Origin of the sequence: Sphingomonas sp., from assembly GCF_036388215.1 — a bacterium.
GTDB lineage: Bacteria > Pseudomonadota > Alphaproteobacteria > Sphingomonadales > Sphingomonadaceae > Sphingomonas.
This window is the reverse complement of record NZ_DASVSH010000009.1, coordinates 18602-44698: the sequence shown is the minus strand read 5'-3', so window position 1 is coordinate 44698 and position 26097 is coordinate 18602. Positions and strand designations below refer to the sequence as shown.

Below are 26097 nucleotides of genomic sequence, written 5' to 3'. Positions count from 1 at the left end.
TCGGCCCGCGTGCTGCAATGCTGCAGGCAATTGCAGCCAATGGGGGAAATGGCGATGCGACTACCTGCCCTTTTATTCGCGTGCGTCCTTGCGGGCGCGGGTACCGCAGCAGCGATGCAGAGCCAGCACGGCCTACCCGATATGGGCAAGCAATATGCCGAGCGAAGAAACTGCCACGGTGCCTATGACGTGATTGTCGAGGACGTTCATGCCGGCCGGGCGATCTCCGAATCGGACAAGAACTGGGCCAAGAGCTATGAGGCGGGCGCCGCGACTGCCGGTGCGACCTGCCCGCAGGCACCGGATGCGTTGCTGGCACGCGGGAGCAACCGCACGGTCGTGACCGCCGAGGGGCTAGGCATGGTCAACGAATATAGCCAGCACAACGACGGGTCGGCGTGGTTCGAAATCGCCCATACTGCCCTCACCGGCAAATCCGCCAAGCTCACGCCGGAAATGGGCTTCGAGTCGCTCGGCCGGGCTGCGAAGCTTGGCGACCCTTCAGCCTTGTTTTTTCTCGGCGCGCTCCATGTCGGGGGCAGCTTCGGTAAGCCGAGCGATTATGCCAGCGGCTTTCCCTACCTTCGCGATGCCGCGGCCGGCGGGCACGTCGATGCGCAATTCATGCTCGCCAACATGTACAAGGAGGGGCTCGGCACCAAGAAGGACCCGAAACAGGCCTTCACCTGGTACACCAAAGCGGCCGAGCAGGGGCATGTCTACGCAGCCTATTTGGCCGCCTTTCAAGTCAATGACGGCGACGGCATCAAGGCCGATCATGCGGTAGCCTATCGCCTGGCGCGCAATTTGGCCGAACAGGACCAGGTCGTCGGCGCAGTGATCGCCGCCAGCGCGTTGCTCCAGATGAAGGACGCCAAGGACCGCGAAGACGAAGTGCTCTACTGGCTCGACGTCGCGATCCGCGATGGCGATGCCGATATCCGCAAGCAGGTGGGCGCGATGCGCCCCAAGGTCGTCGCTGCGTTCAAGCGCGCCAATGCGCCCCCGGAATATCATCCGCGCGTGTGGAAGGCGTGCCCGATGAAGACCGTTTGCTATGTCGATCGCTCGACCGGTGCTCGTCAAAGCTGCACGACCAACAAGGATTATTGGAACGACTGCGATGGCTGAGATCAAGACGAAGGCCGCGGCGGTCAGCGTCGATGATTTTCTCGAGGCGGTCGAGCATCCGGTGCGGCGGGCGGATGGCAAGGCGGTGCGCGCGATGATGGAGCGTGTGACGGGGGAGCCGGCGACGATGTGGGGGCCGACGATCATCGGCTTCGGCAGCTATCACTATAAATATGCCAGCGGGCACGAGGGCGACATGTGCCGGATCGGCTTTTCCCCGCGATCTGCGAGCCTTACGCTCTATGTCGGCGGTTTTCCAGAGTATGACGGGATGCTGGCGCGTCTCGGCAAGCATAAGCGCTCCAAGGCGTGCCTGTATATCAACAAGCTTGCCGATGTGGATGTGGCGCTGCTGGAGGAAATTGTGACGCGGACCTGGATGACCTCGGCAGACGTGGATCACTGCACGGTCTGCTAGATGCCGGCATACCATTCATAGCCGTTCGAATCTTCCCAGAAGCCGCCCTTCCCCTTGCCGATCCCGCCCAGCGAAGCCACGGCCTCGACCCGCATGACATATTTGGCGTGCTTGTAGCCGAGCTGGCGCTCGACACGCAGCCGCACAGGGGCGCCGTGTCCCACGTCCAGATAGCGGTCGTTCATTGCCCAGGCGAGGATCGTCTGGGGGTGGAAGGCGTCGACCAGATCGATCGATTCGTAATAAGGCGAGGCGCCGAAACGGTCGGCGCAGTGGAATACGATGTAGCGTGCACCGTCGCGGAGCCCCGCCAGCTGGAGGACCGTCTCGAGCCGGGGCCCCTGCCACTTGCCGATCGCGCTCCAGCCCTCGACGCAATCGTGGCGGGTGATCTGGGCGCGCTGCGGCAGCGACTGGATCTTGGCGAGGCTGAGGCTCAGCGGGCGCGCCACCAGCCCGCCGACTTCCAGCCGCCAATCGGCGAAGCGGTTCGCCGCCAGCGCGGCATATTCGGGCGTGTTCGGATTGGCATTGCCATTGACCCGGAAGCGCGGGCTCATCTGATCGGCGCGATATTGCTTCGCCAGCGCTGCGCGCCCGACTATCGAGCGCTGGAGGAAATGGTGCGCCTCGTCCGCGCTCAGCAACGCCGGATTGTCGGACAGCGAATCGCAGCCCGCCAGCATCACCGCGCCGGTGCCGAGAATGGCCTTGCGCCGCGTGATCATTCGGGAGGCCTCCACCAGCCGGTGATCATCGAGCGGAGCTCGTTGACCGTGCCGGCGAGGAATACGAGCGCGAGGTGGATCACGATGAAGCCGCTCAGCAGCGCCATCGCGATGAAGTGGATCGAGCGCGCCGATTGGCGTCCGCCGAACAAGTCAATCAGCCACGGCCACATGCCCGGCGACATCGCCAGACCGGTGAGGATCAGCAGCGGGATGAGGATGAAGATCACCCCGACATAGCTCAGTTTCTGGAAGATATTATAGGCGCGCGGGTCCTCGGGATCGTGGAAGCGCAGCGCCATATGCTCGCGGGCATCGTGGGCGAGATTTTCCGGCGTCAGCTCATCGGCCCGAATTCGCAGGTCGCGCTGGATGTGGCGGTTGGCGAGGCTCCAGATCAGATAGATCAGCAGGCCGAAGGCGAGCACCAGCGCGAAGAACAGGTGCCAGTGCCGCGCACCCGCCAGGCTGTAATGGCTGGGGATCGTCAGCCATCCCGGCCAGCGCGGCAATTCGAGCCAGGCCGGATCGAAATTCGCGCCGTAATGCCCCCAATAGAGCCGGGGATGCGCATTGAAGATCATCAGGCCGGAGCCGATCAGCACGATCACCGCCAGCGCGTTGACCCAGTGCCAGATGCGCGTGATCAGCCGATGGCGGTAAACCTGCATGGTCCCGCCTTAGCGCATCATCCGTAGGCGCGCACGAAGAAGACGATGGTAGTCGCGCCGGTGACCAGCAGAGTCCAGGCGCGCACCGCCCAATTGGGCAGCCGCTTGCCGAGCTTTGCCCCTCCCCAGCCGCCCAGGATCGCGCCCAGCAGCATCGGCAGGCAAATCGCCCACGCGACCAGGCCGACCGTGGCGAACACCAATGCCGCGGCGAGATTGGCGACGGCGAGCGTCAGCGTGCGGATCGCGAAGAGCGAGCGCGGATGCGCGCCCGCGAGCAGCCCGTAGACCGCCGTGGTGATGAGACCGACACCCCCACCGAAATACCCGCCATAGATGCCGAGCAGGCCTTGCGCCGCGATCAACGTGGGCCTGCCGATCGTCACGCGCGCATGCAGCCAATCCGAAGCGCTTTGCCCGAAGCACATCACCGCGAAGGCGAAGAGCAGAAGCCAGGGGATGATGAGGTCGAAGGCGCGGCTGGGAGTGACCGCCAGCAGGACGCTGCCCATCAGTCCGCCAGCGAAAGTGAGCAACGCGAGCGCCCGCACCGAAAGCCCGCCGACCGGCGCGAGCTCGCCGCGATACTCCGCCGCGCTCGCAGCCGCTCCCGGCAGCAAGGCGACGTTCGACGTGGCATTGGCGACGGTGGAGGGGAGGCCCAGCGCGATCAGCGCGGGAAGCGTGGCAAAGGTCCCGCCGCCGGCCAGCGCGTTCATCGCGCCGCCGACGATCCCCGCACCCGCCGCGAGCGCGGCCGTGGCGAAATCAACCAAGAGCCGCCAATTTCTCTTCCGCCTGCCGATCGAGTTCGGCGCGGCTTTGCTTCTCGGAAGCGGTCTTAAGCTGGCCGCACGCCGCGTCGATGTCGCGTCCGCGGGGGGTGCGCGTGGGGGCGGAGATGCCGGCTGCGAAGATGATGTTAGAAAACGCGCGGATGCGCTCGGGCGTCGAGCACTCGTATGGCGCGCCCGGCCACGGATTGAACGGGATCAGATTGACCTTGGCGGGCAAGTCGTAATGCTTGAGCAGCCGCACCAGTTCGCGCGCATCGGCGTCACTGTCGTTCTTGTCGCGGAGCATGACATATTCGAAGGTGATCCGCCGGGCATTGTTCGCGCCTGGATAGTCGGCGCATGCCTGGAGCAGCTCCTCGATCCCGTATTTGCGGTTCAATGGCACGATTTCGTCGCGCACTTCCTTGGTGACCGCATGAAGCGAGACCGCCAGATTGACGCCAATCTCCTCGCCCGCGCGCGCCATCATCGGGACGACGCCCGACGTGGAAAGCGTTATGCGGCGCTTGGAGAGCGCAAGGCCGTCGCCGTCCATCACCAGCTTGAGCGCATCGCGGACGTGCTCGAAATTATAGAGCGGCTCGCCCATCCCCATCATCACGATGTTGGTGAGCATCCGCCCCTCGGGCTGGCTCGGCCATTCGCCCAAGGCATCACGCGCCAGCATGACCTGCCCGACGATTTCGGAAGGCTCGAGATTGCGCACCAGCCGCATCGTGCCGGTGTGGCAGAAGCGGCAATTGAGCGTGCAGCCGACCTGCGACGAGACGCAAAGCGTTCCGCGGTCCGCATCGGGGATGAAGACCATCTCGTAATCCTGCCCGTCCGGCGAGCGCAGCAGCCACTTGCGCGTACCGTCGGTCGAGACCTGCGCCTCGACCACCTGGGGGCGCGAGATCACGAAGCGATTGGCCAGCCAGGGCTGCATCGTCTTCGAAATATCGCTCATCAGCGCAAAATCGGTGACTCCGCGATTGTAGATCCAGTGAAACAGCTGCTTGGCCCGCAGCTTGGCCTGTTTGGGATCGAGCTGCGACGCCTCGAGCGCCATGCGCAGATCAAGCCTGGAAAGGCCGAGCAAATCGATGCGGCCGTCCGGGCGGATCAGCCGGGCGCGCGGCACGGGCACGGGATCGATGTGCCCGGGAATGGGCATGAGGGCGGCCGACTCTGTCTGCATAGGCGGGCTCATAATGGAAAAGCGCGGATATTTCCACCCTTGCTCCACGCATCCGGGGCCCACGCCCTCGTTCTAAAGATCCAGCTTGAACTTGAGGAGCAGCGACTGTTCCCACACCTCCTGATTGTCGTCCGAGGCAATCCACAGGATCGTCTCGCCCCCTTCGCGAGTGACCGCCAGCGCTTCGAAATTGTCGTGGAGCAGGGGCCGGACGAAATGGGCGATCTCACGGCCCGCGACCGCCGCGCCGGGCCGAATCGCGCGGGGATCGACCAGAGTCAGCTTCGTCGTGAACAGCGCCGGGACCGAAAGGCGGCGATTGAGCACAAGCAGCCGGCCGTCGGGAAGTTCCGCCATGTCGCTGGGATCGAAGCCGGCGGGCGGCACATAGGCGAAGCGGAAGCCGCTTGCGGGCGCTTCGGTCGGGTCGCCCGCGAACATCAGCGCGATTCGACCCTTGCCCCCCTTGGGCCGCGCGGACTCGCTGATCACGATAAAGCGGCCGTCGCGCAGCCGCACCATCGATTCGGCGCCGCCATTGATCGGCCAGTCGCGCATCGCCGGCGGATGCGCGAAGCGCGCGGTTCGCTCCAGCGACGCATCATAGCGCCAGATCGCGTTCGAGCGCTCGAAACCGAGCCAGATTCGCCCGGTGGCGGGATCGCTGGCGAGCGATTCGACGTCGCGATCGGACTTTTTCTGGCCCGTGCGTGGGCCCAGGCCGACATCTCCGAACTGCGCCGAGCCGACGCGAAAATCCCCGCCCATCCGGAAGCGGACCGTGTTCCCCGAGTCGCTGACCAGCAGGAAATCGTCGCCGCGCACCTGCATCGCCGAAAAGCCGCCAAAAGCGCGATCGGGGCTCTTTAGTTCGACTCCGCCCAGATAGGTGAGCGCGCCCACCTTCAACCGCGCCGGATCCTTCGCGTCGAGCGCCACCGGAATCGCTCGCACCACGGCATTCGAGCCGAGCGGCTCGCGCTGGCCGTCATCCGACGCCCCTGCCCCCAGGCACAGGATAATCGCGAGGATCGGGGCGGCGCGGCGCATCGCGCTCTCATAGCCCGCCGCGCCGCCGCGGCCAGCCCGGATATGAACGCGCGCTAACCACAGCGTTCAGCAAGACGTCAACGGAACTGCGCTAGGGCGGCAAACGTTGTTTGCGTATCGATATCCCTCGCGTAGCGTATCGAGGGTTGGGGGCCGGTTCCTGGTGGACCGGCCCCCTTCGATTCTTTCTGCCCTATCATCATCCCGGCAAAGCCGTCGTGTTCGCATGCGAACACCGGCGCGGGCGTGGCCGCCCCTTCGCCCGTCAGTACATATGCTGCCCGCCATTCACCGACAGCGTCGATCCGGTGATGAAACCCGCATCGTCCGAACACAGGAACCGCACCGTGCGCGCGATTTCGCTCGCCTGGCCGAGGCGCCCGACCGGGATCTTCGCGACGATCTTTTCGAGCACATCGGCCGGCACGGCGGCAACCATGTCCGTATCGATATAGCCGGGCGCGATCGCGTTCACGGTCACCCCGGCGCGCGCGCCTTCCTGCGCCAGCGCCTTGGTGAAGCCGTGGATACCCGATTTGGCGGCGGCGTAATTGACCTGGCCATATTGCCCGGCCTGGCCGTTGATCGAGCCGATATTGACGATGCGGCCCCATTTGCGCTCGCGCATGCCGGGGAAGACCGCCTTGGCCATGTTGAAGCAGCCGCCCAGATTGGTGTCCATGACCTCTTTCCACATCTGGTAGGTCATCTTGAGGATCGTGCCGTCGCGCGTGATGCCCGCGTTGTTGACCACGACATCGACGGGCCCGAGTTCTTCGGCGACCTGGGCGCAACCGGACTGGCACGCATCATAATCGGCGACGTCCCATTTGAACGCCCGGATGCCCGTCCGCTCGCTGAACGCCTGTGCGCGCTCGTCATTCCCGGCATAATTGGCGGCGACGGTCATCCCCGCTTCCTTGAGCGCGACGCTGATCGCTTCGCCGATGCCCCTGGTGCCGCCCGTCACGATCGCTACGCGTGCCATAGATATCCTCTCCTTGATTTCGCTACAGGCTAGGCGGGCCGGACCCAGCCTTCAAGCTCCCGTGACAAAATGCTGCGCAGCATGTCCGTTCCGGTCGCGCTATCGTTGAGGCAGGGCAGATAGGCGAAATCGGTTCCCCCCGCCGAGAGGAAGGTCTCGCGCCCGCGAATCGCCAGCTCCTCCAGTGTCTCCAGGCAATCGGCGGAAAAACCGGGAGCAAGGATTGCGATCTTCTTCGCGCCTTGGGCGGGCAAGGCGGCGAGCACCGTGTCGGTCGCGGGTTCGAGCCATCTGGCGCGGCCGAAGCGCGACTGGAAGGTGACGGTCAGCTCGCGGGCGCCCAGCGTTTCCTTTAGCGCTTCGCCGAGCAGCCGCGCGGTCTTTCGGCAATGGCAATGATAGGGGTCGCCCAGCTCGAGCGTGCGCTGGGGCATGCCATGGAAGCTGGCGAGGATGGCATCCGGCGTGAAATCGAGCGAGGCGAGGCTGGCTTCCACCGATGCCTTCAGCGCGGTGATATAGGCCGGGTCGTCATGATAGGGCGGCAGCGTGCGGAGCGCCGGCTGCCAGCGCATGGCGGCCAGCGCCCGGAACGCCTCGTCATTCGCGGTAGCGGTGGTCGCCGCGCAATATTGCGGATAGAGCGGCGCGAGCAGGATACGCTCGCAGCCCTGATCCTTGAGCGCGCGCAATCGCTCGCCAAGCGCGGGACGGCCATAGCGCATCGCGTGATCGACGATGACTTCGGGACCGAACGCACCCTGCAGTGCGGCGGCTTGCGCACGCGTTATCGCGGCGAGCGGCGATCCGTCCTTGCGCCACACCTGACGATAGGCATGCGCCGATTTCTTCGGCCGGGTGCGCAGGATGATCCCGCGCAGGATCGGCTGCCAGACCAGTTGCGGAATCTCGACCACGCGCCTGTCCGACAGGAACTCGCCCAGATAGCGCCGTACCGATTTCGCATCGGGCGCATCGGGCGTGCCGAGATTGACGAGCAGCACGCCGATCCTGCCGGTCGCGACGGGGGGGTGGTTTGCCGGGCTCATTCCAGATCCGAGAGCAAGGGCAGGCGGCGGAAACGGACGCCGGTCGCTGCTTGCAGCGCATTGGCGATGGCAGGGGCGGCGGGCGGGACGGCGAGTTCGCTGACGCCACCCGGATCGCTCCCGCTGGCGATGATCTCTACCGTGATGTCGGGGCTGGTGGCCAGCGTCGGCAGGTTAAGCTCGGCCAGCTGGCGGATATCGGCGACGTTTTCGGTGAAGCCGGTGCTCGCGCCGGTCGCGGCGGCCATGCCGAAGATCAGCCCACCCTCGATCTGCTGCTTGACCAGATCGGGATTGACCACCCGCCCGCAATCGACCGCCGCCACGAGCCGCTCGACCTTGACGCGGCGATCCGCAGTCAGATGCGCCTCCGCCATCACGGCGATATAGGAGCCGCGGAACATGTGGCAGGCGATGCCCTGGCCGCTGCCGGGCAGCCCGCCCTGCCACCCGCCCAACTGCGCCGCCATCTGCAGGCAGCGCGCCAGGCGCGGCTCGTTGCCCAGCATCGCCATGCGGAACGTGAGCGCGTCCTGCTCGGCGACATGCGCGAGCTCGTCGATGAAGCATTCGGTGAAGAATGCCGTGTAGCTATGCGCGCCCGAGCGCCAATAACCGGTGGGCACGCCGATCCTGGCGGGATGATGATCGACGCCCAGATTGGGGATCGCATAAGGCGGCGTCGCGCCGGCGATAGCGGAGGGATCTCCCGAGCCGGGCATCGCCAGCGACGCCGTCACGATCGCATCCCCGCCCAGCAGCCGCCTGGAGAGTTCGCGCCCGGTCTCGGGTGCGGCGATCTTGGCGAGCCACCCCGTCACGCGGCCCTTGCCGTCGAGCTTGGCGGCCATGCGTCCCGCGGCGGCGGGGCGGTAGCGGTCCTGGCGGAAATCCTCGCCGCGCGGCCAGGTGAGCTGGACCGGGCGGCGAATCTTGACCGCGAGCAATGCCGCCTGCTCGGCGACTTCGTGCTCCAGCTTGGCGCCATGGGAGCCGCCGGCCATCGTCGCGTGGACGACCACGCTGCCCTCGCCTATTCCGGCGGCGCGCGCGGCGGCGGCGCGCGCGAGGCCGGGCGCTTGCGTCGGCAGCCACAGGGTCAGCCGGCCGTCTGCATAGGCCGCGGTGCAGGTCATCGGCTCGAGCGTGGCGTGGAGCGCCAGGCCGACACGGTATTCGGCCTCGATCAGCCGCGCGCCCTTGAAGTCCGCGCGCAGGTCGCCCGCCGAGGCGATGCGCGCGCCCTCGCCTTCGAATGCGGCGGTGAGCCCGGCTTCGATCGTGTCGCTGTTCACGACATTGTCGGGTGTCTTGAAGCGCGGGCGCATCGCATCGATCGCGCGCTCCGCGGCCCACCAATTCTGCGCGACCGCAGCCACCCATTTTTTAGTGGTAACCACCGCCAGCATGCCCGGGACCTGGTTGGCGGCGGCGCGGTCCAGCTTGACCAACTCGGTCTCCCCGGTCGGGCCCTGGCGGATCGAGGCATAGACCATGTTGGGGAGGCGGATATCGGCGGCGAAATTGGCGCTGCCATCGGTCTTGGATGGCGTATCGAGGCGGGGGACGCTCTGGCCGTAGAGCCGATTCGCCTCACCGGTTCGGAGGGGCAGATCGTCGGGCAGGCTCTCGTCCGCCGCTTCGCCCGCCAGATCGCCGAAGCCGAGCTTCTGGTTCCCGTGGATCACGAAGCCGCCGGCAGTGCCGCAGGATTGCCAATCGACTCCCCAGCGCCGTGCCGCCGCCTTGCACAGGAGCACCCGCGCGGCCGCCCCCGCCTGGCGCAACTGATCCTCGAAATTGCGGATCGAAGTGGAGCAGCCGGTGAGCATCAGCCCGGCGCGCGCGGCATGGGTGCGCTGCAATTGCTGGGGAAGCCCGCCCACCGCCAGCTCGAACAACGACGCGGCCGCGAGGGGATTGGCATAAAGCGGATTGAGCGGCGCGGGCTCGACGCCCACCATCTTCCAGTCCGCGCCCAGTTCGTCGGCGATGATCTGGGGCATGGCGGTGAACACGCCCTGCCCTTCCTCGCATTGCGGGATCGCGACGGCGATATGCCCGTCGCTGCCGATCTTGAGCCAGGCGCCGAACAGACTCTCGCCCGGCGCTGCCGTAAGATTTGGGAGATAGGTGCGCGGCCAGACCGCCCAGGCGAGCACCAGCCCCGCGCCCAGGCCCCCGCCGATCAGCAGCGTGCGCCGGTCCGGCTTCTTGAGCTTCGACAGGTCAAGCTTGGGAAGGTCGAGCGCCATCGCCGAAACCTCTAACTCGGCTTTCACGGGTGCGCCAGCCGCTCGCGAAGCCCCTTGGGTTTGCCGCGCGGCTGCTCTATCGCAGGTCGCGATGACCGACCTGACCATGCTCGCCGCCGCGGCCGATCATATCCGCTTCGAACAACTCGGCCTGAGCAAGGTCGCGCTCGATCTGGGCGTGTTCACGATCAAATGGTATTCGCTGGCCTATATCGCGGGCATCCTGATCGGCTGGTGGTATCTGCTCAAGCTGCTGCGCGAGCCCGGCGCGCCGATGGGCAAGCGCCATGCCGACGATCTCGTCTTCTATGCCACGCTGGGCATCATCCTGGGCGGGCGGATCGGCTATATCCTGTTCTACGCGCCGCATATGTTGAGCAATCCACTCCAGGCGATAAGCCTGTGGGACGGCGGCATGTCGTTCCATGGCGGCGTGCTGGGCGTCACTCTCGCGATCATCCTGCTGGCGCGCAGGAATGGGCTGCATTGGCTGCGCGTGCACGATTATGTCGCCTGCGCAGTGCCCTTCGGGCTGTTCTTCGGGCGGCTGGCCAATTTCGTGAACGGCGAACTATGGGGCAAGCCGACGGACGTTTCCTGGGGAATCATATTCCAGAATAGCGTCGAGAGCGGCCAGATCGATCCCGCGCGGCATCCCAGCCAGCTTTACGAAGCGGGGCTGGAAGGGCTGCTGCTCTTCGCGATCCTCTGGTTCTTCTTCTGGCGAACCAAGGCGCGCTACGAGCCGGGCAAGCTCGTCGGCATCTTCCTGCTGGGCTATGGCCTGTGCCGCTTCCTGGTCGAATTCTACCGCGAGCCCGATCGCCAGCTCGTCTGGCTCGCCGACGCGACGGGCTTGCACATGGGCCAATGGCTTTGCGTGCCGATGATCGTGGGCGGGGTATATCTGATCGCCACCGCCAAGGCCCGCCGCCAGCGCATCGAGCCGATCGCAGGTTCGGAGAGCGTGGCGTAATCTTCTCCCCTCCCGCTTGCGAGCGATGCAAGGTGCCAGGGCAATCATGCTCCCAGCAAGATTGAGAAATTGCCGGGGGCAATTTCGACCTGGCACCTTGCATCGCTGGGTCGGGGGAGGGCATGTGCGCTTCCCGATGACCGATGACAGGCCCTCCCCTAACCCCTCCCGCAAGCGGGAGGGGGATTTAAGCGACAACCCCCTTTCCGCCGCGCCGCGGCAGCGCGCCGAAAATGCCGCCGAACCTTTGCTCGCCGAGCGGCTGGCGCGGGCGATCACGCTTGCCGGCCCGATTCCGCTCTCGCAATTCATGGCGGCAGCCAACACGCATTATTACGGCACGCGCGATCCGCTGGGGTCGCGGGGCGACTTCACCACGGCGCCCGAGATCAGCCAGATGTTCGGCGAACTGATCGGCCTGTGGTTGGCCGATATGTGGGACCGCGCCGGGCGCCCGCCTGCGCGCTATGTCGAGTTGGGGCCGGGGCGCGGGACGCTTGCGGCTGACGCGTTGCGCGCGATGGCGAAAGCGGGCTTCGAGCCACCGGTCGACCTGGTCGAGAACAGCCCGACGCTGCGCGCGGCGCAGGCCGAGCGCGTGCCGCAGGCGGAATTCCATCTCGACATGATCGGCTTGCCGGAAGATGCGCCGTTGCTCGTCGTCGCCAACGAGTTCTTCGACGCGCTGCCGATCCGGCAGCTGATCGCGACCGGCGATGGCTGGCGCGAGCGGCTGATCGCCTGTCAGGACACGCTCTTCCTGCCGATCGCGGGCGACCGCAGCTTCGACATGATCATTCCCAAGCCGCTGCTTCACGCGGAGCCGGGATCGATCCTGGAGACTTCGCCCGCGAGCGTGGCGATCCTGCGCGGGCTGGCGGCGCGGCTTCTTGCGCAGGGCGGCGTGGCCGTTATCATCGACTACGGGTATGAGGGCCCCGCGATCGGCGACACGCTCCAGGCCGTGCGCGGGCATCAATATGCGAACCCATTCGAAGATCCCGGCGAGGCCGACCTCACCGCGCATGTCGATTTCGCCACGCTCAAGGAAGCCGCCGAAGCCGAGGGGTTGATCGTTCACGGCCCGGTCACGCAGGGCGCGTTCCTCGAAGCGATCGGCATCGGCTCGCGGACCGACGCGCTCGCGAATGCGTCCCCCGGGCGGGCGGAGCAGCTCGCACTCGATCGCGCGCGGCTGACCGATCCGGAGCAGATGGGTGAATTGTTCAAGGTGCTCGCGCTCACCGCCCCCGGCTGGCCCGCACCGGCGGGGTTCGCGTGATCGAGTATCGCGATGCGGCTCCGGCCGATGGCCAGGCGCTCTCGCATATGGCCAAGCGCGCCTTCACCGACACGTTCGGCAGCCTGTATCGCGCCGAGGACCTTGCGGCGTTTCTGGACAGCAGCTTCGGAGCCGATGGGCTCCCTTCGCACCTCTGCGACCCCGCCTATTCCGTGCGTCTCGCGCTGGAAGGCGAAGCGATCGCGGGCTTCGCCAAGATCGGCCCGGTCGATTTTCCCGGCGAATGGGGCGCCGATACGATCGAGCTGCACCAGCTCTATATACTGGGCCAGTGGCAGGGCGAAGGGGTGGCACCCGTCTTGATGGACTGGGCGCTCGCGGCGGCGCGGGCGCGCGGCAGCCGCCGCATGGTGCTCAGTGTCTTCGTCGCGAACATCCGCGCCCAGCGTTTCTACCGCCGCTACGGCTTCGTCGAAATAGGAGCCTATGAATTCCGCGTCGGCGACCATATCGACGACGACCGGATCTGGAGCCTGGACCTGTGACCATCGAGGTTGTCCGCGCCCGCGCCCTCGAGGGCGTGGCGCACGGATTTCTCGGGAGGCGCGGAGGCGTCTCTACCGGGGCGCATGCCGGGCTCAATGTGGGCACCGGTTCGCACGACGACCCGCTTGTCATAGCGGAGAACCGGCGACGCGCTACCGAGGCTGTGCTCCCTCGCGCGCGGCTCGCTACGGTCTTCCAGGTTCATTCCCGCGACGCGGTGATCGCAAACGCGCCGTTCGATGAGCGCCCCCACGCCGATGCGCTTGTCACCGACCGGCCTGGACTCGCGCTGGGGATTCTCACCGCCGATTGCGCGCCGGTCCTGCTCGCCGACCGCGAGGCGGGAGTGGTGGCGGCGGCACATGCGGGGTGGAAGGGCGCTCTGGGCGGAGTGACCGATTCCACGGTCGCGCTGATGGAATCGCTCGGGGCAAAGCGCGAGCGGATCGTGGCCGCAGTGGGACCGTGCATCGCGCGCGCCAGCTATGAAGTCGACGAGAGCTTCTTCCGCCGATTCGCGGAGGCCGATCCCACCAACGAGCGCTTTTTCGCCGCCGGGCGCGCGGGTCACCACCAGTTCGATCTCGAAGCCTATGTCGCCAGCCGGCTGGCGGCCGCCGGAGTTCGCACCGTGGAGATGATGGGCGAGGACACTTATGCCCAGCCCGAGCGCTTCTACAGCTTCCGCCGCGCAACGCATGCGAGGGAAAGCGACTATGGCCGTCAGATCTCGATAATTGGTATCAATTGAGACGGTCTTTGGGCTAGAGCGCGGCCCAGCAATTCCGGAGACGAGCATGACCGACGAAACCGAAGCCGACCTGACCGGCGCCACCCCGCGCCGCCGCCCCAAGGCGAATGTCGAATCGGTCGGCAACCGCAAGCTCCGCCCCGCAACGCTGATGATGGGGCATGGCTACGATCCGATGCTCTCCGAAGGATCGCTCAAGCCGCCGATCTTCCTGACCTCCACCTTCGTCTTCCCCAATGCCGCCGCGGGCAAGCGCCATTTCGAAGGCGTCACCGGCAAGCGGCCGGGCGGCGCCGAGGGGCTCGTCTATTCGCGCTTCAACGGGCCGAACCAGGAGATTCTCGAAGACCGGCTGGCGGTCTGGGAAGAGGCCGAGGACGCGCTTGCCTTCTCCAGCGGCATGTCCGCGATCGCGACCCTGTTCCTGTCGATGGTCAAGCCCGGCGACACGATCGTCCACTCCGGGCCGCTATATGCCGCGACCGAGACGCTGATCGCGCGCATCCTGGGCCGCTTCGGCGTGCATTGGCTAGATTTCCCGGCTGGCGCGACGCGCGAGGAGATCGACGCGGTGCTGTCCAAGGCCGCGACCGGCAATGTCGCTTTGATCTATCTCGAAAGCCCCGCCAACCCGACCAATGCTCTGGTCGATGTCGAAGCCGTGGCGGCAAGCCGCGATGCGATATTCAAGGGTCCCAGCAAGCCCCCGATCGCGATCGACAATACCTTTCTCGGGCCGCTCTGGGCACAGCCGATGCGGCAGGGCGCCGACATCGTGGTCTATTCGCTGACCAAATATGCCGGCGGCCATTCGGACCTCGTCGCAGGGGGCGTGCTCGGCAAGAAGGATCACATCAACACGATCCGGCTGATGCGCAACACGATCGGCACGATCTGCGATCCGCACACCGCCTGGATGCTGCTGCGTTCGCTGGAGACGCTTGAATTGCGCATGAGCCGCGCGGGCGAGAATGCGGTGAAGGTCTGCAATTTCCTGAACGGCCATGCCAAGGTCGAGAAGGTCGGCTATCTCGGCTTTCTCGAGGAGCAAGGCGACGCGCGCCAGGCGGACATCTATCGCCGCCACTGCATCGGGGCGGGATCGACCTTTTCGCTGTACCTGAAGGGCGGCGAGACAGAGAGCTTCGCGTTCCTCGATGCGCTCAAGATCGCCAAGCTGGCCGTGTCGCTGGGGGGGACCGAGACGCTGGCGAGCCACCCCGCGGGGATGACGCATCTGTCTGTTGCCGAAGCGCGCAAGCAGGCGCTCGGCATCACCGACAATCTGGTGCGCATTTCGATCGGCGTGGAAGACGCGGACGATTTGATCGCCGATTTCGACGAAGCGCTGAAGGCGATCTAGTAGCCGCCGGGCGCTGCCCTGTCTTTTTGCCCAGCCAGCGCCTATATAAGGGGCGCTGCTCCATATCCGGGGTACGACCCCGAAAAGGACGGTCCATGAACCCCACCTCGCTATTATGCCGCACGCAGCAAGCGCATCACCTTGCGCTTGCCGACGCCGCCACCCTCGACAACAGCCGCGACGTAGCGCTGCGGGCCGCAAACGCCTGGGCCAAGGAAGCCACCGATGCCGAGCGGCGCGAAAAGCGCCAGGAGCATAGCCGCGGCGTAACCGTCACGCCCGAGTCGGAAGATATCGCCGGGGAATAAGCGCGGTATCGCGCCGCTGGACAGCGAAACGCCTCGGGCTGGCTCGACAAAACCCCGCTTTGGCGTCGCACGATTGCTTTTCGAGCAGATGTCGCTATCTCGGCGCGGCTATCGTCGCCGGTGACGGAATTCGAGGCCCTCGGCCGACCCTTCCATTTCGCGCTTCCTGGCTTCGCCGCGCACGCTGCGCTGTGGAATTTCCATGTTTCGTGAAAGGAACATCCCATGCCGATCGGCAAAGTAAAGTTTTTCAACAACGACAAGGGCTATGGCTTCATCGCACCGGAAGACGGCGGCAATGACAGCTTCGTCCACATCAGCGCCGTCGAGCGCGCGGGCATGAGCACGCTGCAGACCGACCAGCGCGTTTCGTACGAAGTCGAAACCGACAACCGCGGCAAGTCCTCGGCGGTGAACCTCCAGGCGCTTTAAGCGCCCGGGTTCGGCTCTGCTGAACAATACCGGCCCGCTTCCCGAAAGGGAGGCGGGCCGGCTCGTTTCAGCCCCAGAGGTGCGCGCGATAGGCCGCGAAGCAGCGCTCGCCGCATTTGAGGCGAATCAGGGCGCCCTCCGCCATGGCGGTTGCGCGACGCGGGTCTTCCTCGATCGCGGGGCGGATCGCGTTCCTGTTCCACTCGATGCTGTGCTTGACGTCGAGCACCGCGTGGACCGAGAAATAGCGCGCTTCCTTGGGCGACAGCCCGACGCGCTTGAGCCCATCCGCCACCATCGCGGAGCGCCCCGGAGCGGTCAGCTCGACCACGCCAAGCGCACCAACCGAATGCCAGGCATAGCGGCGGTTGGCCGCCATTGCGGTCATTGCGTTGGCGAGCGCCAGACTTTCCCACACTGTATTCTCGATAACTGGCTCGACCTGGAGGGTTTCGACCAAAGCATCAAGCATCGGCCCATGCATGCCCTTGGCGGAGCCGTGGCCCATCTCGTCCCAGTAATTGCGAGCGAGCTCGAGCTTGGGCTCGACCGGCAATTTGACTTGCGTCATCGCGACCAGATCGTCGAACCCGGCCTCGCCCGCGGCTTCCTGTTCGAAGAACCATCGAAGCTGGTCCTTGTCGGCCTCCCCGGCCAGCCATGGAAAAAGCGGATCGCCCTGGCCTGGGCCGGTCGCCTTCAGCGCCTCGAACCATTCGATAAAGCCGGACACCTCAGTCGGCGCGGCCGCTGCCTCGGCGCTAATCTCGTCGCGCAACTCCTCAAGGAATCCGCCTTCGAGCCGCTGCATCTTGAGGTCGCGATCGAAGGTCCGCTGCCAATCGGCGCTGGGGAAGCCAGGAGCCAGCCGCTCGCGGTTCCAATGGGCAAGGCCGCGCTGGAAGCTGTCTTTCAGAAACTGGGAACCGGGGTCGTTGGCAAAATCGGGGGCGCAAGTGGCCATGGGGTCGCTGTCTCCTATTCGGAGTCGTCAAACTGGCGACGGGGCCCGCTTGTTCCTGCGGGTGGGGGCCAACCAGCTTGGATCAATTCAAATTTCCTTGGCGCGCAAGGCTTTTCGCGAGGCTTCCCACCTGTTAGCCTGAAGACGATCGGAGGGGCCAATGTTCGACTATTTCATCGAGACTCTGCCGCATTTTCTCGCTTATTTCGCCGCGGCCGTGGCGCTGGCGGGCGCCTTCCTGTTTCTTTACGTGCTGATCACCCCGCACAAGGAAATGGCGCTGATCGCCCAGGGCAATGTCGCCGCCGCGGTGCAACTGACGGGGACGTTCCTCGGCTTCGCTGTGCCGGTCGCCATGGTTATCGGCCACTCGGTGAGCATTCCGGACATGCTGATCTGGGGCGGCGTCGCGGCCTTGGTCCAGCTTGTCGTGTTCCTCGTGATCGCGCGGCTGCTGTTCCGCGGGATATCGCAGCGTATCACCGAGAGTTGCGTCGCCTCCGGCATCTTCGTCGGCGGGATGGGCCTGGGGATCGGTATCCTCCAGGCCGCGTGCATGGTGCCGTGAGCATGAAGAAGCAGCTCAGCATGACGGGCGCGATGGCTGCGGCCCTGCTCGCGCTTCCCGGCTGCTCGCGCGAGGAGCGCTGGGACGATGTGGTCGCGGACAAGGACACCGCGGTCTGCGTCGACAAGGAGGGCAAGCGCGTCGAAGACGCCCAGTGCGCGCGCCAGCCGGCTGTGCATGCGGGCGGATCGAACGCGTTCCTGTGGTATTATCTCGGGCGCAACTCGCGCGTGCCCTATTATGGCGATTCGATCCGCGACGCGCGCTACGCCAACAGCGGCTCCTATCAGCCGCGCGCAGGAGGCAGCTATGGCTACGCGCCCTCCGACGCGAACATGACGCGCTCGCAGGCAGTGTCGCGCGGCGGGATGGGATCGCGCGGGCGCTCCTTCGGCAGCGGACGGTCCTGAGGCGCGATGCGCCGGCAATCGGTCCAGCCGCGCGAGGGCTGGCAGCAACTCGTCGAGGCCCAGGGCCTGATCTGGCACGGCGCGCAGGAAGAGCCCTATTGGGACGAAAGCGCCTGTTATGTCTTCGGCAGCGAAGAGATCGCCAAGATCGAAACCGCCGCTGAGGCGGTCTATGACCTGCTGATCGAGGCCGGGGACCGCATCGTCGCGGACCCCGCCCTGATGGCTCGCTTCGGCATCCCGGACTTTTGCCAGGACGCGGTCCGCGCTTCCTGGGCGGCAGAGCCGGCCGCGCTCAACTACGGCCGGTTCGATTTCGGCTATTCGGGCAGCGGCGAGCCCAAGCTCTTCGAGTTCAATTGCGACACCCCGACTGCAATGCTCGAGGCTGCGGTCGTGCAATGGGACTGGAAGGAAGCAATCTTCCCGCACCTCGACCAGTTCAACAGCCTGCACGAGCGGTTGGCGGATCGCTGGGCCGAGATCGCGCCGCGGATGACGGGCAATCGCATCTGGTTCACCCATGCCGATGACGAATCGCACGAGGACACGATCACCGCGACCTATATGCGTGATCTGGCGACACAGGCCGGCCTCGATACATTCGGGGTTCTGCTCGACGATATCGGCGTGGACGCCCAGGGCCGCGTGGTGGACGGCGAGGATCGGCTGATCAGCGCGATCTTCAAGCTCTACCCCTGGGAATGGATCGTTGAAGAGGATTATGGCCGCGATATCGTCCGGCACTTGTCCGACACGCATTGGATCGAGCCGATCTGGAAGATGATCTGGAGCAACAAGGGCGTGCTGGCGGTGCTCTGGGAGATGTTTCCCGGCCACCCGAACCTGCTCGCAGCTTCATGGAATGCCGCGGGGGCCGGGCCCAGCTATGTCGCCAAGCCGCTGCTCGCGCGCGAGGGCGCCAATGTCGAGATCGTCGCCGCGGGCGAAGTGCTGGAGCGCAGCGATGGCGATTATACCGGCGCGAGGGTCTATCAGCAGCTTTACCCCTTGCGCGATTTCGGCCAGGGTTACCCGGTGCTGGGGGTGTGGAGCGTGGACGGCAAGGCCGCGGGCATGGGCATTCGGGAGGACGGCCTTATTACCGGCAACCGCGCCCGCTTCGTGCCGCATGTGATCGAGGGGTGATGCCGGCTCAGCCGTCCCCGACCCGTTCGATATCGGCGCCCACGGCCTGGAGCTTTTCTTCCAGCCGCTCATAGCCACGATCGAGATGGTAGACGCGGGCGACTTGCGTCTCGCCTTCGGCCATCAGGCCCGCGATGATCAGGCTCATCGATGCGCGAAGGTCGGTCGCCATAACGGGCGCGCCGCTCATCCGATCGACGCCGTGGACCACTGCGGTGCGGCCGCGGACTTCGATATTGGCGCCCATCCGCGCCAGTTCGGGCACGTGCATGTAGCGGTTCTCGAAGATGGTCTCGGTGAAGACGCTCGCCCCCTCGGCCCGGCACTGCATCGCCATGAATTGCGCCTGCATATCGGTGGCGAAGCCGGGGAAGGGGGCGGTGCTGAGCGTCAGCGGGCGGAGAGGGCCATCCGCGGCGATGCGGACGCCGTCCTGGGTTTCCTCGACCGTGACGCCCGCCTCCGCCAGCGCATCGAGCGTGGCGCGCATGTCGTCCGCGCAAGCGCCGTCGAGCACGACATCTCCGCCGGTGATCGCGGCGGCACAGGCATAGCTGCCCGCCTCGATCCGATCGGGCATCACCTTATAGGTCGCGCCGTGGAGCCGGTCCTTGCCCTCGATCTCCAGCGTCTCGCTGCCGATGCCGCTGATCGAGGCGCCCATTGCGACGAGCAGGTTGCACAAGTCGACGATCTCCGGCTCGCGCGCGGCGTTTTGCAGGATGGTCGTCCCCTGGGCCAGCACCGCGGCCATCAGCACATTCTCGGTCGCGCCGACCGAGACCACAGGGAAGCGATAGCGCCCGCCGGAGAGCCGCCCGCCCTGCGGCGCGCTGGCCTTCACATAGCCGGCCGCAACTTCGATCTCGGCGCCGATCGCCTCCAGCGCCTTGAGGTGCAAATCGATGGGGCGGTTGCCGATCGCACAGCCGCCTGGGAGCGATACGGTCGCTTCGCCCGCGCGACCGAGCAGCGGCCCGAGCACGAGGATGGACGCGCGCATCTTGCGGACGATATCATAGGGCGCGACGCTGGACGTGAGCCGCCCGGCGCGCATCGTCATGACCCGGCCGAAATCGGTGGGCCGCGTGCCCTCGATCGCCGTGGATGCGCCGAGCTCGTTGAGCAGATGGCCGAAGCTGTCCACGTCCGCCAGCCGAGGCAGGTTGCGCAGGGTCAAGGGTTCGTCGGTTAGCAGCGCGCACGGCATGAGAGTCAGTGCGGCGTTCTTGGCGCCCGAGATGGGGATTTTACCGGAAAGGCGATTTCCGCCGCGGATGAGAATTCGGTCCATCACGGGCTTCTACCCGCTGGCTACGCCCACGCAAGCGCGGTGCAATTTGCCCTGGTTGATCGACTTTAATGCATTGATTCAGTTGCACTGCTTCACGGAGTGCCGGGGGGAGAAGCGAACGCGTGTCCGATAGTTGTTTTGCCCAAGTGTTGAGCGAACTGATCGATTTGACGGATATCGAACGGGGGGCGCTGGAAAAATTGGAGGAACGCCAGCGGCATGTGCGCCGCGGGGCGGTGTTGCAGCGCGAGAACGAAGCCTGTTCCGAGCTCTTCATCCTCCGCAAAGGCCTGATGATGAGCTATGTGTTGCTCGCGGACGGCAGCCGCCAGATCCTGCGCTTCCTGTTCCCCGGTGACATGCTGGGAATATCCTCAGCAATCTACCGCGAAGCGCCTGAAACGCTCGCCGCGCTATCGGATTGCGTGGTCAGCCCGTTCGACCGCACCGCCTTGTCCGAGATGATGGTGGCGCACCCCCGCCTGGCGGCGATGATCCTGGTCCATTCGCAGATCGAGCGCGTCGCACTCACCGACCGGCTGGCCGCCTTGGGCCGCACATCGGCCAAGGCGCGCGTCGCCGCCTTGCTGCTCGAACTGCGCAACCGTCTGCGCACCACCGACAAGAGCATCGAAAATGTCTTTGCGCTGGGCCTCACCCAAGAGGAAATCGGCGACGCCACGGGGCTGACGGCAGTGCATGTCAACCGGATGCTGCGCCAGCTCGAGGACGACGGCATGATCGCGCGAGAGGGCGGTCGCGTCACTCTGGTCGATGAGCGGGTGCTGGCTCGTACGGCCAATTACGTCAATCGCTATGACGGGCTGAGCCTCAACTGGCTGCCCAAGCCGAATTAAGGGCATTGTTTGCGAAGCGGCGACAGCCCGGCACCGCGGTGAGCCGCAAAGCCCTCAGGCCTTTTCCATCGTGCATTGCAGCGGGTGCTGGTTCTGCCGGGCGAAATCGATCACCTGGCTCACCTTGGTCTCCGCGACTTCATAGCTGAACACGCCGCAGACGCCGACGCCGCGCTGGTGGACCGCGAGCATCACCCGCGTGGCCGCCTCCATGTCCATCTTGAAGAAGCGTTGCAGCACCAGGACCACGAACTCCATCGGGGTATAATCGTCGTTGAGCATCAGTACGCGATAGGGTGTGGGCTGCTTGGTGCGCGTGCGGGTCCGCGTCGCGAGACCCACCGAGGGATCGCGGCGGTCATCGTCGTCGCCGTCTCCGGCCATGCGGATATGAAACTCGTTGATGTGCTGCATCTCACGGCGAAAATATGGGCTTGGCCGGGGAAGGGCAAGGCGCGTCGAACATTGGAGCAAGGAAAAGGGCGGCCATCCCGGAGGATGACCGCCCTTTTCTCTGTCTCGACAAGCGAAGGCAGGGCTTACGCCGCGGTCTTCACCTTCTCGGCTGCGACCGCAAAGCGGCTCGACAGCGGCTGCGCGGCGTCGCCGGCGAGCTTGAGCATTGCTTCGGTGTTCTTCGAAGCTTCGGCGACATACGAGTCGAACGAAGTGCGGAAGAAATCGCTCTGGAGCTTGAACAGCTCGGTGGGCGACTTGACCGTTGCAAAGGTCTTGAGGGCGGCAGTCGCGGTTTCGAACGACTTGCGGCTATACTCGGCGGCTTCCTGGCCGAGCGCTTCCATGCCCTTGGCGGCGATCTTGCTCGATTCGACGATCGCTTCGACATTGCCCTTGGCGAAGTCGTTGGCTTCTTCGATCAGCTTGGTCGACTTCTCGACTGCCAGCTTGGTGCGGTCGTTATAGTCTGCGAACAGGGCCTGGGCCTTTGCGGTGTTGTTCTCAATCATGGTTTCCACTTTCCTGGTTTCCTCGAATATGGTTTCGGCGACAGCCTCCTGAACGGGCTCGATCGCCGCTTCCACGGTCTCGGTGGTTTCGATTGTCTCTGCGGTAATCGCTTCGATCATTTCCTGCGGTGCTGCTTCCAGGGCCGGGGCCGGCTCGGGCAGCGCTTCGGCAAACGTAACAAGCGGTTCGACGGGCGCGGCCTGGACGGGCTTCTCAACCTTGGGCGCAGCAACGACTGCCTTGGGCGCTGCCGGCTTGCGACCCGCTACGGGCTTGGGAGCGGAGGCTTTCGCCGTGCCGTTCTTGGTTCCCTTGCTTGCCATTCGACATTCCCTGCTTGATTGCTGCAATGCGGCATATAGGCAGGAGATTTGTGCGTTGCAAGAGGTTTATTGTGCAGTGCAACAAAATAAATTACGTTACGGAAGGCGTGGTTTCAACGGGTTCGCACATAGGTTCCCGGGGCCTCGCCTAGCGATTTCAACTTGCCTTTTCCAGGCACTCGCGCGCCCTTCGCCGCGACTTTCACGCCATCCAAGCCCTCGATCCAGCCGACCCAGTCCGGCCACCAGCTTCCCTTGGTCTCCTTCGCGCCCGCGACGAACTCGGCGAGCGTCTCGACCTTCTCGTCATTGGTCCAATATTGATATTTGCCCGCGGCCGGCGGGTTGACCACGCCGGCGATATGCCCCGATCCCGCGAGCACGAACTTGACCGGGCCCTTGAAGTGGTGCGTGATCTTCCAGACGCTGGCCGCGGGCGCGATATGGTCCTCGCGGCCTGCCTGGACATAGGTAGGCGTCGTTACCTTTGACAGATCGAGCGGTGTGCCGTTGATCGCCATCGCGCCTGCCTCGACCAGCTTGTTGTCGCGATAGAGGTCGCGCAGATAGCCGAGGTGCCAGCTCGCCGGCAGGTTGGTCACGTCCGAATTCCAGTGGAGCAGGTCGAACGGCGCGTAATCGTTGCCCATCAGATAATTGTTGGTGACGTAATTCCAGATCAGGTCGCGCCCGCGCAGCAGGTTGAAGGTCGTCGCCATGTAGCGGCCATCGAGAAACCCCTCGCCCCCCAGCGACTCGATCAATGCGAGCTGGTCGTCATCCACGAACATCGTGAGATCGCCGGCTTCCGAGAAATCGACTTGCGCGGTGAAGAAGGTCGCGCTTGCCACCTTGCCCTTTTCGCCGCGCGCCGCGAGCACCGCGAGCGTCGCGGCAAGCGTAGTGCCCGCAACGCAATAGCCGATCGTGTGGACGCTCTCGACGCCCAGGAGTTCGCGCACCGTGTCGATCGCATCGATCTGGCCGGATTCGACATAATCGTCCCAGCGCACATCCTTCATGCTCGCATCCGCGGATTTCCACGACACGACGAACACCGTCATCCCCTGGCTCACCGCCCAGGCGATGAAGCTCTTCTCCGGGGTCAGATCGAGGATGTAGAAGCGATTGATCCAGGGCGGGAAGATGATCAGCGGCGTCTTGAGCACCTGATCGGTGGCCGGGGCATACTGGATCAGCTCATATAGCGGGGTGCGCTTGACGACCTTGCCCGGGGTCATCGCCAGGTTGCGCCCGAGCTCGAACGCGCCCTCGGCCGTCTGGGTCATCTGCCCCTTCTGGATGTCCGCCAGCATATGCTGAAGACCTTTGAGCAGGCTCTCGCCCTTGGTCTCGACGATCTTCTCCAGCACCTGCGGATTGGTCGCAGGGAAATTGGTCGGGCTGATCGCGTCGATGAATCCCTTGGTCGCGAAGCGCATCTGCTCCTTCTGCCGCGGCTCCACGCCGTCGATCGCATCGACGCCCTTCAACAGGTGGTCGGCGATGACGAAGTAGCTCTGGCGCAGGAAATCGAACACCGGCTCCTCGCGCCATTGCGGCGCCTTGAAGCGCTTGTCGCGCGCCTGATCGGGCGTTTCCTCGAACGGCTGGGCATGCGCGGGATCCAGGAAGCGCTGCCAGAGCTGCATCGTATCCGCCCAGAAGTCCGCGCTCGCGCGGATTGCTGCGGCGGGATCGAGCATCGGAGCGAAGGCGGGATTGGCCGGAGCCGCCTTCTGCATCACGTCGAGCCCTTGTTCGAGCATCATCTGCTGCGCCTTGCCCAGCACCCAGGTCCAATGCTGAAGGTCCTCGAGGTTCGGGGTGGGAGTGGGATTCTCGGCCATGGCGTCTCTCTCCTGCAACCTCCCTAGCCCAAATCGCGCGAGTCGCGTAAGGGTGGAACGCCGAAAGGATCATCGATGTCCGAAGACTTCTACCGCATCAAGCGCCTGCCCCCTTATGTCATCGCCGAAGTGAATGCGATGCGGGCGGCGGCGCGTGCGGGGGGCGAGGACATCATCGATCTCGGCATGGGCAATCCGGATCTGCCGCCACCCCCGCATGTGATCGAAAAGCTCTGCGAAGTGGCGCGTAAGCCCGATGCGCACGGCTATTCGCAGTCGAGGGGCATTCCCGGGCTGCGCAAGGCGCAGGCGAATTATTATGGCCGCCGCTTCGGGGTGGAGATCGATCCCGAGACCGAAGTAGTGGTGACGATGGGATCGAAGGAGGGCCTGGCCAGCCTCGCCACTGCGATCACGGCGCCGGGCGACGTGGTGCTGGCGCCGAACCCCAGCTATCCCATCCACACTTTCGGCTTCATCCTGGCGGGCGCGACGATCCGCGCAGTGCCGACCACACCGAACGAAGCCTATTTCGAAAGCCTCGAGCGCGCCATCGCCTTCACGGTGCCGCGGCCTTCGATCCTGGTGGTAAATTATCCATCGAACCCGACTGCGGAGACCGTGAACCTAGCTTTCTATGAGCGCCTGGTGGGTTGGGCGCGCGACAACCAGGTCTGGATCATCTCCGACCTGGCTTATTCGGAGCTCTATTTCGACGGCAAGCCGACGGTCTCGATCCTCCAGGTGAAGGGCGCCAAGGACGTCGCGATCGAATTCACGTCGCTCAGCAAGACCTATTCGATGGCGGGCTGGCGGATGGGCTTCGCAGTGGGCAACAAGAAGCTGATCGCCGCGATGGCGCGCGTGAAATCATATCTCGATTACGGCGCATTCACGCCGATCCAGGCCGCCGCCTGCGCCGCGCTCAATGGCCCGCAGGATATCGTCGAGCGCAACCGCGAACTGTATCACAAGCGTCGAGACGTGCTGGTCGAGAGCTTCGGCCGCGCGGGATGGGATATTCCGAGCCCCGCCGCCAGCATGTTCGCCTGGGCGCCGCTCCCGCCCGCGCTTGCCCATCTCGGCAGTCTCGAATTCTCCAAGCAATTGCTCGGCCATGCCAGGGTCGCGGTCGCGCCCGGCGTCGGCTATGGCGAGAACGGCGAAGGGTTCGTCCGCATCGCCATGGTCGAGAATGAGCAGCGCCTGCGTCAGGCGGCGCGCAACGTGAAGAAATATCTCCAGTCGATGGGGGTCAACACCGGCGGCGCGAAGGCGGGCTAGCTACTCCGCGGCCTGCGCCGCCTGGACGTCTTCGGGCAGCGCCCAGTGCAAATCGTGCTTGTGCAGCACGCGGCCGTCATGGCTGAGTACTTCGATCTGCCGGATCGGCTGCCCGTCGCGCGCATCGACGAGGATCGGCGAGGCGGGGACGCCGGTCTCCCAGCGCTCGCCCCATTGCCGCAGCGCGATCATCGTAGGCATCAGCGCGAAGCCCTTGTCGGTCAGGTGGTAGATCACCTTGCGGCGGTCGTCGGCACAAGGGGCGCGCTCCAGAATGCCGTGGCCGACCAGGCGCCCAAGCCGGTTCGCGAGGATGTTGCGCGCGATGCCCAGCTCGGACTGGAATTCCTCGAAATGATGCAGCCCGTTGAACGAGCCGCGCAGGATGAGGAACGACCAGCGCTCCCCCATCGCCTCCAGCGCGGCAGGCAGGCTGCATAGCGCCGAGAGGTCTTCTCGCAATTTATTCGCACCCATGAGCGTCACATACTCCAAATCCCGTGGTTTCGGAACGGGATAACATCTTGCACCGCAGCAACAGTT

28 protein-coding genes are annotated in these 26097 nt (G+C 65.2%); 14 read left to right on the top strand and 14 right to left on the bottom strand.

Annotated elements, in window-relative coordinates; translation table 11 throughout:
• Window positions 1-54 precede the first annotated feature (54 nt).
• Together VF617_RS03355 and VF617_RS03350 are read left to right on the top strand one after the other, a co-directional pair.
• A complete protein-coding gene (locus VF617_RS03355) occupies window positions 55-1131 on the top strand; it encodes a tetratricopeptide repeat protein (RefSeq protein ID WP_331013443.1) in 1077 nt (358 codons plus the stop codon).
• Window positions 1124-1549 carry a DUF1801 domain-containing protein gene (locus tag VF617_RS03350; RefSeq protein WP_331013442.1) on the top strand — a complete coding sequence of 142 codons (426 nt, stop codon included), beginning with the start codon at window positions 1124-1126 and terminating at the stop codon, window positions 1547-1549. The genes VF617_RS03355 and VF617_RS03350 overlap by 8 nt, the downstream gene beginning before the upstream one ends.
• Here the strand turns inward: VF617_RS03350 and VF617_RS03345 are convergent.
• The 8 genes from VF617_RS03345 to VF617_RS03310 form a co-directional block, all read right to left on the bottom strand.
• Window positions 1546-2277, bottom strand: coding sequence for a molybdopterin-dependent oxidoreductase (locus tag VF617_RS03345; protein WP_331013441.1), 732 nt, complete (start codon window positions 2275-2277; stop codon window positions 1546-1548). The genes VF617_RS03350 and VF617_RS03345 overlap by 4 nt on opposite strands.
• Window positions 2274-2948: a cytochrome b/b6 domain-containing protein gene (locus VF617_RS03340; RefSeq protein WP_331013440.1), complete on the bottom strand. Its 675-nt coding sequence runs from the start codon at window positions 2946-2948 to the stop codon at window positions 2274-2276. The genes VF617_RS03345 and VF617_RS03340 overlap by 4 nt, the downstream gene beginning before the upstream one ends.
• A gap of 17 nt (window positions 2949-2965) precedes the next feature.
• On the bottom strand, window positions 2966-3724 hold the full coding sequence (locus VF617_RS03335) for a sulfite exporter TauE/SafE family protein (RefSeq protein WP_331013439.1): 759 nt from the start codon (window positions 3722-3724) through the stop codon (window positions 2966-2968).
• Window positions 3717-4925, bottom strand: a complete 1209-nt coding sequence (gene rlmN, locus VF617_RS03330) for a 23S rRNA (adenine(2503)-C(2))-methyltransferase RlmN (RefSeq protein ID WP_331013438.1) — start codon at window positions 4923-4925, stop codon at window positions 3717-3719. Before rlmN ends, VF617_RS03335 begins: the two co-directional genes overlap by 8 nt.
• Window positions 4926-4997: 72 nt before the next feature.
• A complete protein-coding gene (locus VF617_RS03325) occupies window positions 4998-5975 on the bottom strand; it encodes an esterase-like activity of phytase family protein (protein ID WP_331013437.1) in 978 nt (325 codons plus the stop codon).
• Between the two features lie 265 nt (window positions 5976-6240).
• Window positions 6241-6963, bottom strand: coding sequence for an acetoacetyl-CoA reductase (gene phbB, locus VF617_RS03320; protein ID WP_331013436.1), 723 nt, complete (start codon window positions 6961-6963; stop codon window positions 6241-6243).
• 29 nt (window positions 6964-6992) lie between these two features.
• Window positions 6993-8012 carry a ferrochelatase gene (gene hemH / locus VF617_RS03315; protein ID WP_331013435.1) on the bottom strand — a complete coding sequence of 340 codons (1020 nt, stop codon included), beginning with the start codon at window positions 8010-8012 and terminating at the stop codon, window positions 6993-6995.
• A complete protein-coding gene (locus tag VF617_RS03310) occupies window positions 8009-10267 on the bottom strand; it encodes a xanthine dehydrogenase family protein molybdopterin-binding subunit (RefSeq protein WP_331013465.1) in 2259 nt (752 codons plus the stop codon). The genes hemH and VF617_RS03310 overlap by 4 nt, the downstream gene beginning before the upstream one ends.
• 91 nt (window positions 10268-10358) lie before the next feature.
• Here VF617_RS03310 and lgt point away from each other — a divergent pair, with 91 nt between their 5' ends.
• The 7 genes from lgt (at window position 10359) to VF617_RS03275 (ending at window position 15886) form a co-directional block, all read left to right on the top strand.
• Window positions 10359-11243 carry a prolipoprotein diacylglyceryl transferase gene (gene lgt, locus VF617_RS03305; RefSeq protein ID WP_331013434.1) on the top strand — a complete coding sequence of 295 codons (885 nt, stop codon included), beginning with the start codon at window positions 10359-10361 and terminating at the stop codon, window positions 11241-11243.
• A gap of 136 nt (window positions 11244-11379) precedes the next feature.
• Complete coding sequence (locus tag VF617_RS03300; RefSeq protein ID WP_414713941.1) at window positions 11380-12525, top strand: class I SAM-dependent methyltransferase; 1146 nt, start codon at window positions 11380-11382, stop codon at window positions 12523-12525.
• Window positions 12522-13031 carry a GNAT family N-acetyltransferase gene (locus VF617_RS03295; RefSeq protein ID WP_331013433.1) on the top strand — a complete coding sequence of 170 codons (510 nt, stop codon included), beginning with the start codon at window positions 12522-12524 and terminating at the stop codon, window positions 13029-13031. Before VF617_RS03300 ends, VF617_RS03295 begins: the two co-directional genes overlap by 4 nt.
• Complete coding sequence (pgeF, locus tag VF617_RS03290) at window positions 13028-13783, top strand: peptidoglycan editing factor PgeF (RefSeq protein WP_331013432.1); 756 nt, start codon at window positions 13028-13030, stop codon at window positions 13781-13783. The genes VF617_RS03295 and pgeF overlap by 4 nt, the downstream gene beginning before the upstream one ends.
• A gap of 46 nt (window positions 13784-13829) precedes the next feature.
• Window positions 13830-15146, top strand: a complete 1317-nt coding sequence (locus VF617_RS03285; RefSeq protein ID WP_331013431.1) for a cystathionine gamma-synthase family protein — start codon at window positions 13830-13832, stop codon at window positions 15144-15146.
• A gap of 95 nt (window positions 15147-15241) precedes the next feature.
• Window positions 15242-15454 carry a hypothetical protein gene (locus tag VF617_RS03280; RefSeq protein ID WP_331013430.1) on the top strand — a complete coding sequence of 71 codons (213 nt, stop codon included), beginning with the start codon at window positions 15242-15244 and terminating at the stop codon, window positions 15452-15454.
• 225 nt (window positions 15455-15679) lie between these two features.
• Window positions 15680-15886, top strand: coding sequence for a cold-shock protein (locus tag VF617_RS03275; protein ID WP_331013429.1), 207 nt, complete (start codon window positions 15680-15682; stop codon window positions 15884-15886).
• Window positions 15887-15953: 67 nt separating this feature from the next.
• Here VF617_RS03275 and VF617_RS03270 read toward each other — a convergent pair whose 3' ends face one another.
• Window positions 15954-16850 carry an iron-containing redox enzyme family protein gene (locus VF617_RS03270; protein WP_331013428.1) on the bottom strand — a complete coding sequence of 299 codons (897 nt, stop codon included), beginning with the start codon at window positions 16848-16850 and terminating at the stop codon, window positions 15954-15956.
• 160 nt (window positions 16851-17010) lie between these two features.
• Between VF617_RS03270 and VF617_RS03265 the strand changes: the two genes are divergently transcribed.
• The 3 genes from VF617_RS03265 to VF617_RS03255 are packed head-to-tail and all read left to right on the top strand — an operon-like array spanning window position 17011 to window position 18977.
• Window positions 17011-17418: a DUF350 domain-containing protein gene (locus VF617_RS03265; RefSeq protein ID WP_331013427.1), complete on the top strand. Its 408-nt coding sequence runs from the start codon at window positions 17011-17013 to the stop codon at window positions 17416-17418.
• 2 nt (window positions 17419-17420) lie between these two features.
• Complete coding sequence (locus VF617_RS03260) at window positions 17421-17828, top strand: hypothetical protein (protein WP_331013426.1); 408 nt, start codon at window positions 17421-17423, stop codon at window positions 17826-17828.
• 6 nt (window positions 17829-17834) lie between these two features.
• On the top strand, window positions 17835-18977 hold the full coding sequence (locus tag VF617_RS03255; protein ID WP_331013425.1) for a glutathionylspermidine synthase family protein: 1143 nt from the start codon (window positions 17835-17837) through the stop codon (window positions 18975-18977).
• A gap of 7 nt (window positions 18978-18984) precedes the next feature.
• Here VF617_RS03255 and murA read toward each other — a convergent pair whose 3' ends face one another.
• Window positions 18985-20271, bottom strand: a complete 1287-nt coding sequence (gene murA / locus VF617_RS03250; protein ID WP_331013424.1) for a UDP-N-acetylglucosamine 1-carboxyvinyltransferase — start codon at window positions 20269-20271, stop codon at window positions 18985-18987.
• A 122-nt stretch (window positions 20272-20393) separates the two neighbouring features.
• Here murA and VF617_RS03245 point away from each other — a divergent pair, with 122 nt between their 5' ends.
• A complete protein-coding gene (locus VF617_RS03245) occupies window positions 20394-21128 on the top strand; it encodes a Crp/Fnr family transcriptional regulator (protein ID WP_331013423.1) in 735 nt (244 codons plus the stop codon).
• 54 nt (window positions 21129-21182) lie between these two features.
• Here the strand turns inward: VF617_RS03245 and clpS are convergent, their stop codons facing one another.
• The 3 genes from clpS to VF617_RS03230 all read right to left on the bottom strand — a co-directional run bounded on the left by clpS (window position 21183) and on the right by VF617_RS03230 (window position 24270).
• Window positions 21183-21512: an ATP-dependent Clp protease adapter ClpS gene (clpS, locus tag VF617_RS03240; RefSeq protein ID WP_331013463.1), complete on the bottom strand. Its 330-nt coding sequence runs from the start codon at window positions 21510-21512 to the stop codon at window positions 21183-21185.
• A 155-nt stretch (window positions 21513-21667) separates the two neighbouring features.
• Window positions 21668-22420, bottom strand: a complete 753-nt coding sequence (locus VF617_RS03235; RefSeq protein WP_331013422.1) for a phasin family protein — start codon at window positions 22418-22420, stop codon at window positions 21668-21670.
• Between the two features lie 113 nt (window positions 22421-22533).
• Window positions 22534-24270, bottom strand: coding sequence for a class I poly(R)-hydroxyalkanoic acid synthase (locus VF617_RS03230; protein WP_331013421.1), 1737 nt, complete (start codon window positions 24268-24270; stop codon window positions 22534-22536).
• Window positions 24271-24345: 75 nt separating this feature from the next.
• On the opposite strand from VF617_RS03230, the gene VF617_RS03225 reads away from it, so the two are divergent.
• Entirely contained in the window at window positions 24346-25554 is a 1209-nt protein-coding gene (locus tag VF617_RS03225; RefSeq protein WP_331013420.1) for an LL-diaminopimelate aminotransferase, read from the top strand.
• Here VF617_RS03225 and VF617_RS03220 read toward each other — a convergent pair whose 3' ends face one another.
• Window positions 25555-26031, bottom strand: coding sequence for a helix-turn-helix domain-containing protein (locus VF617_RS03220; RefSeq protein ID WP_331013462.1), 477 nt, complete (start codon window positions 26029-26031; stop codon window positions 25555-25557).
• Between the last annotated feature and the right edge of the window lie 66 nt (window positions 26032-26097).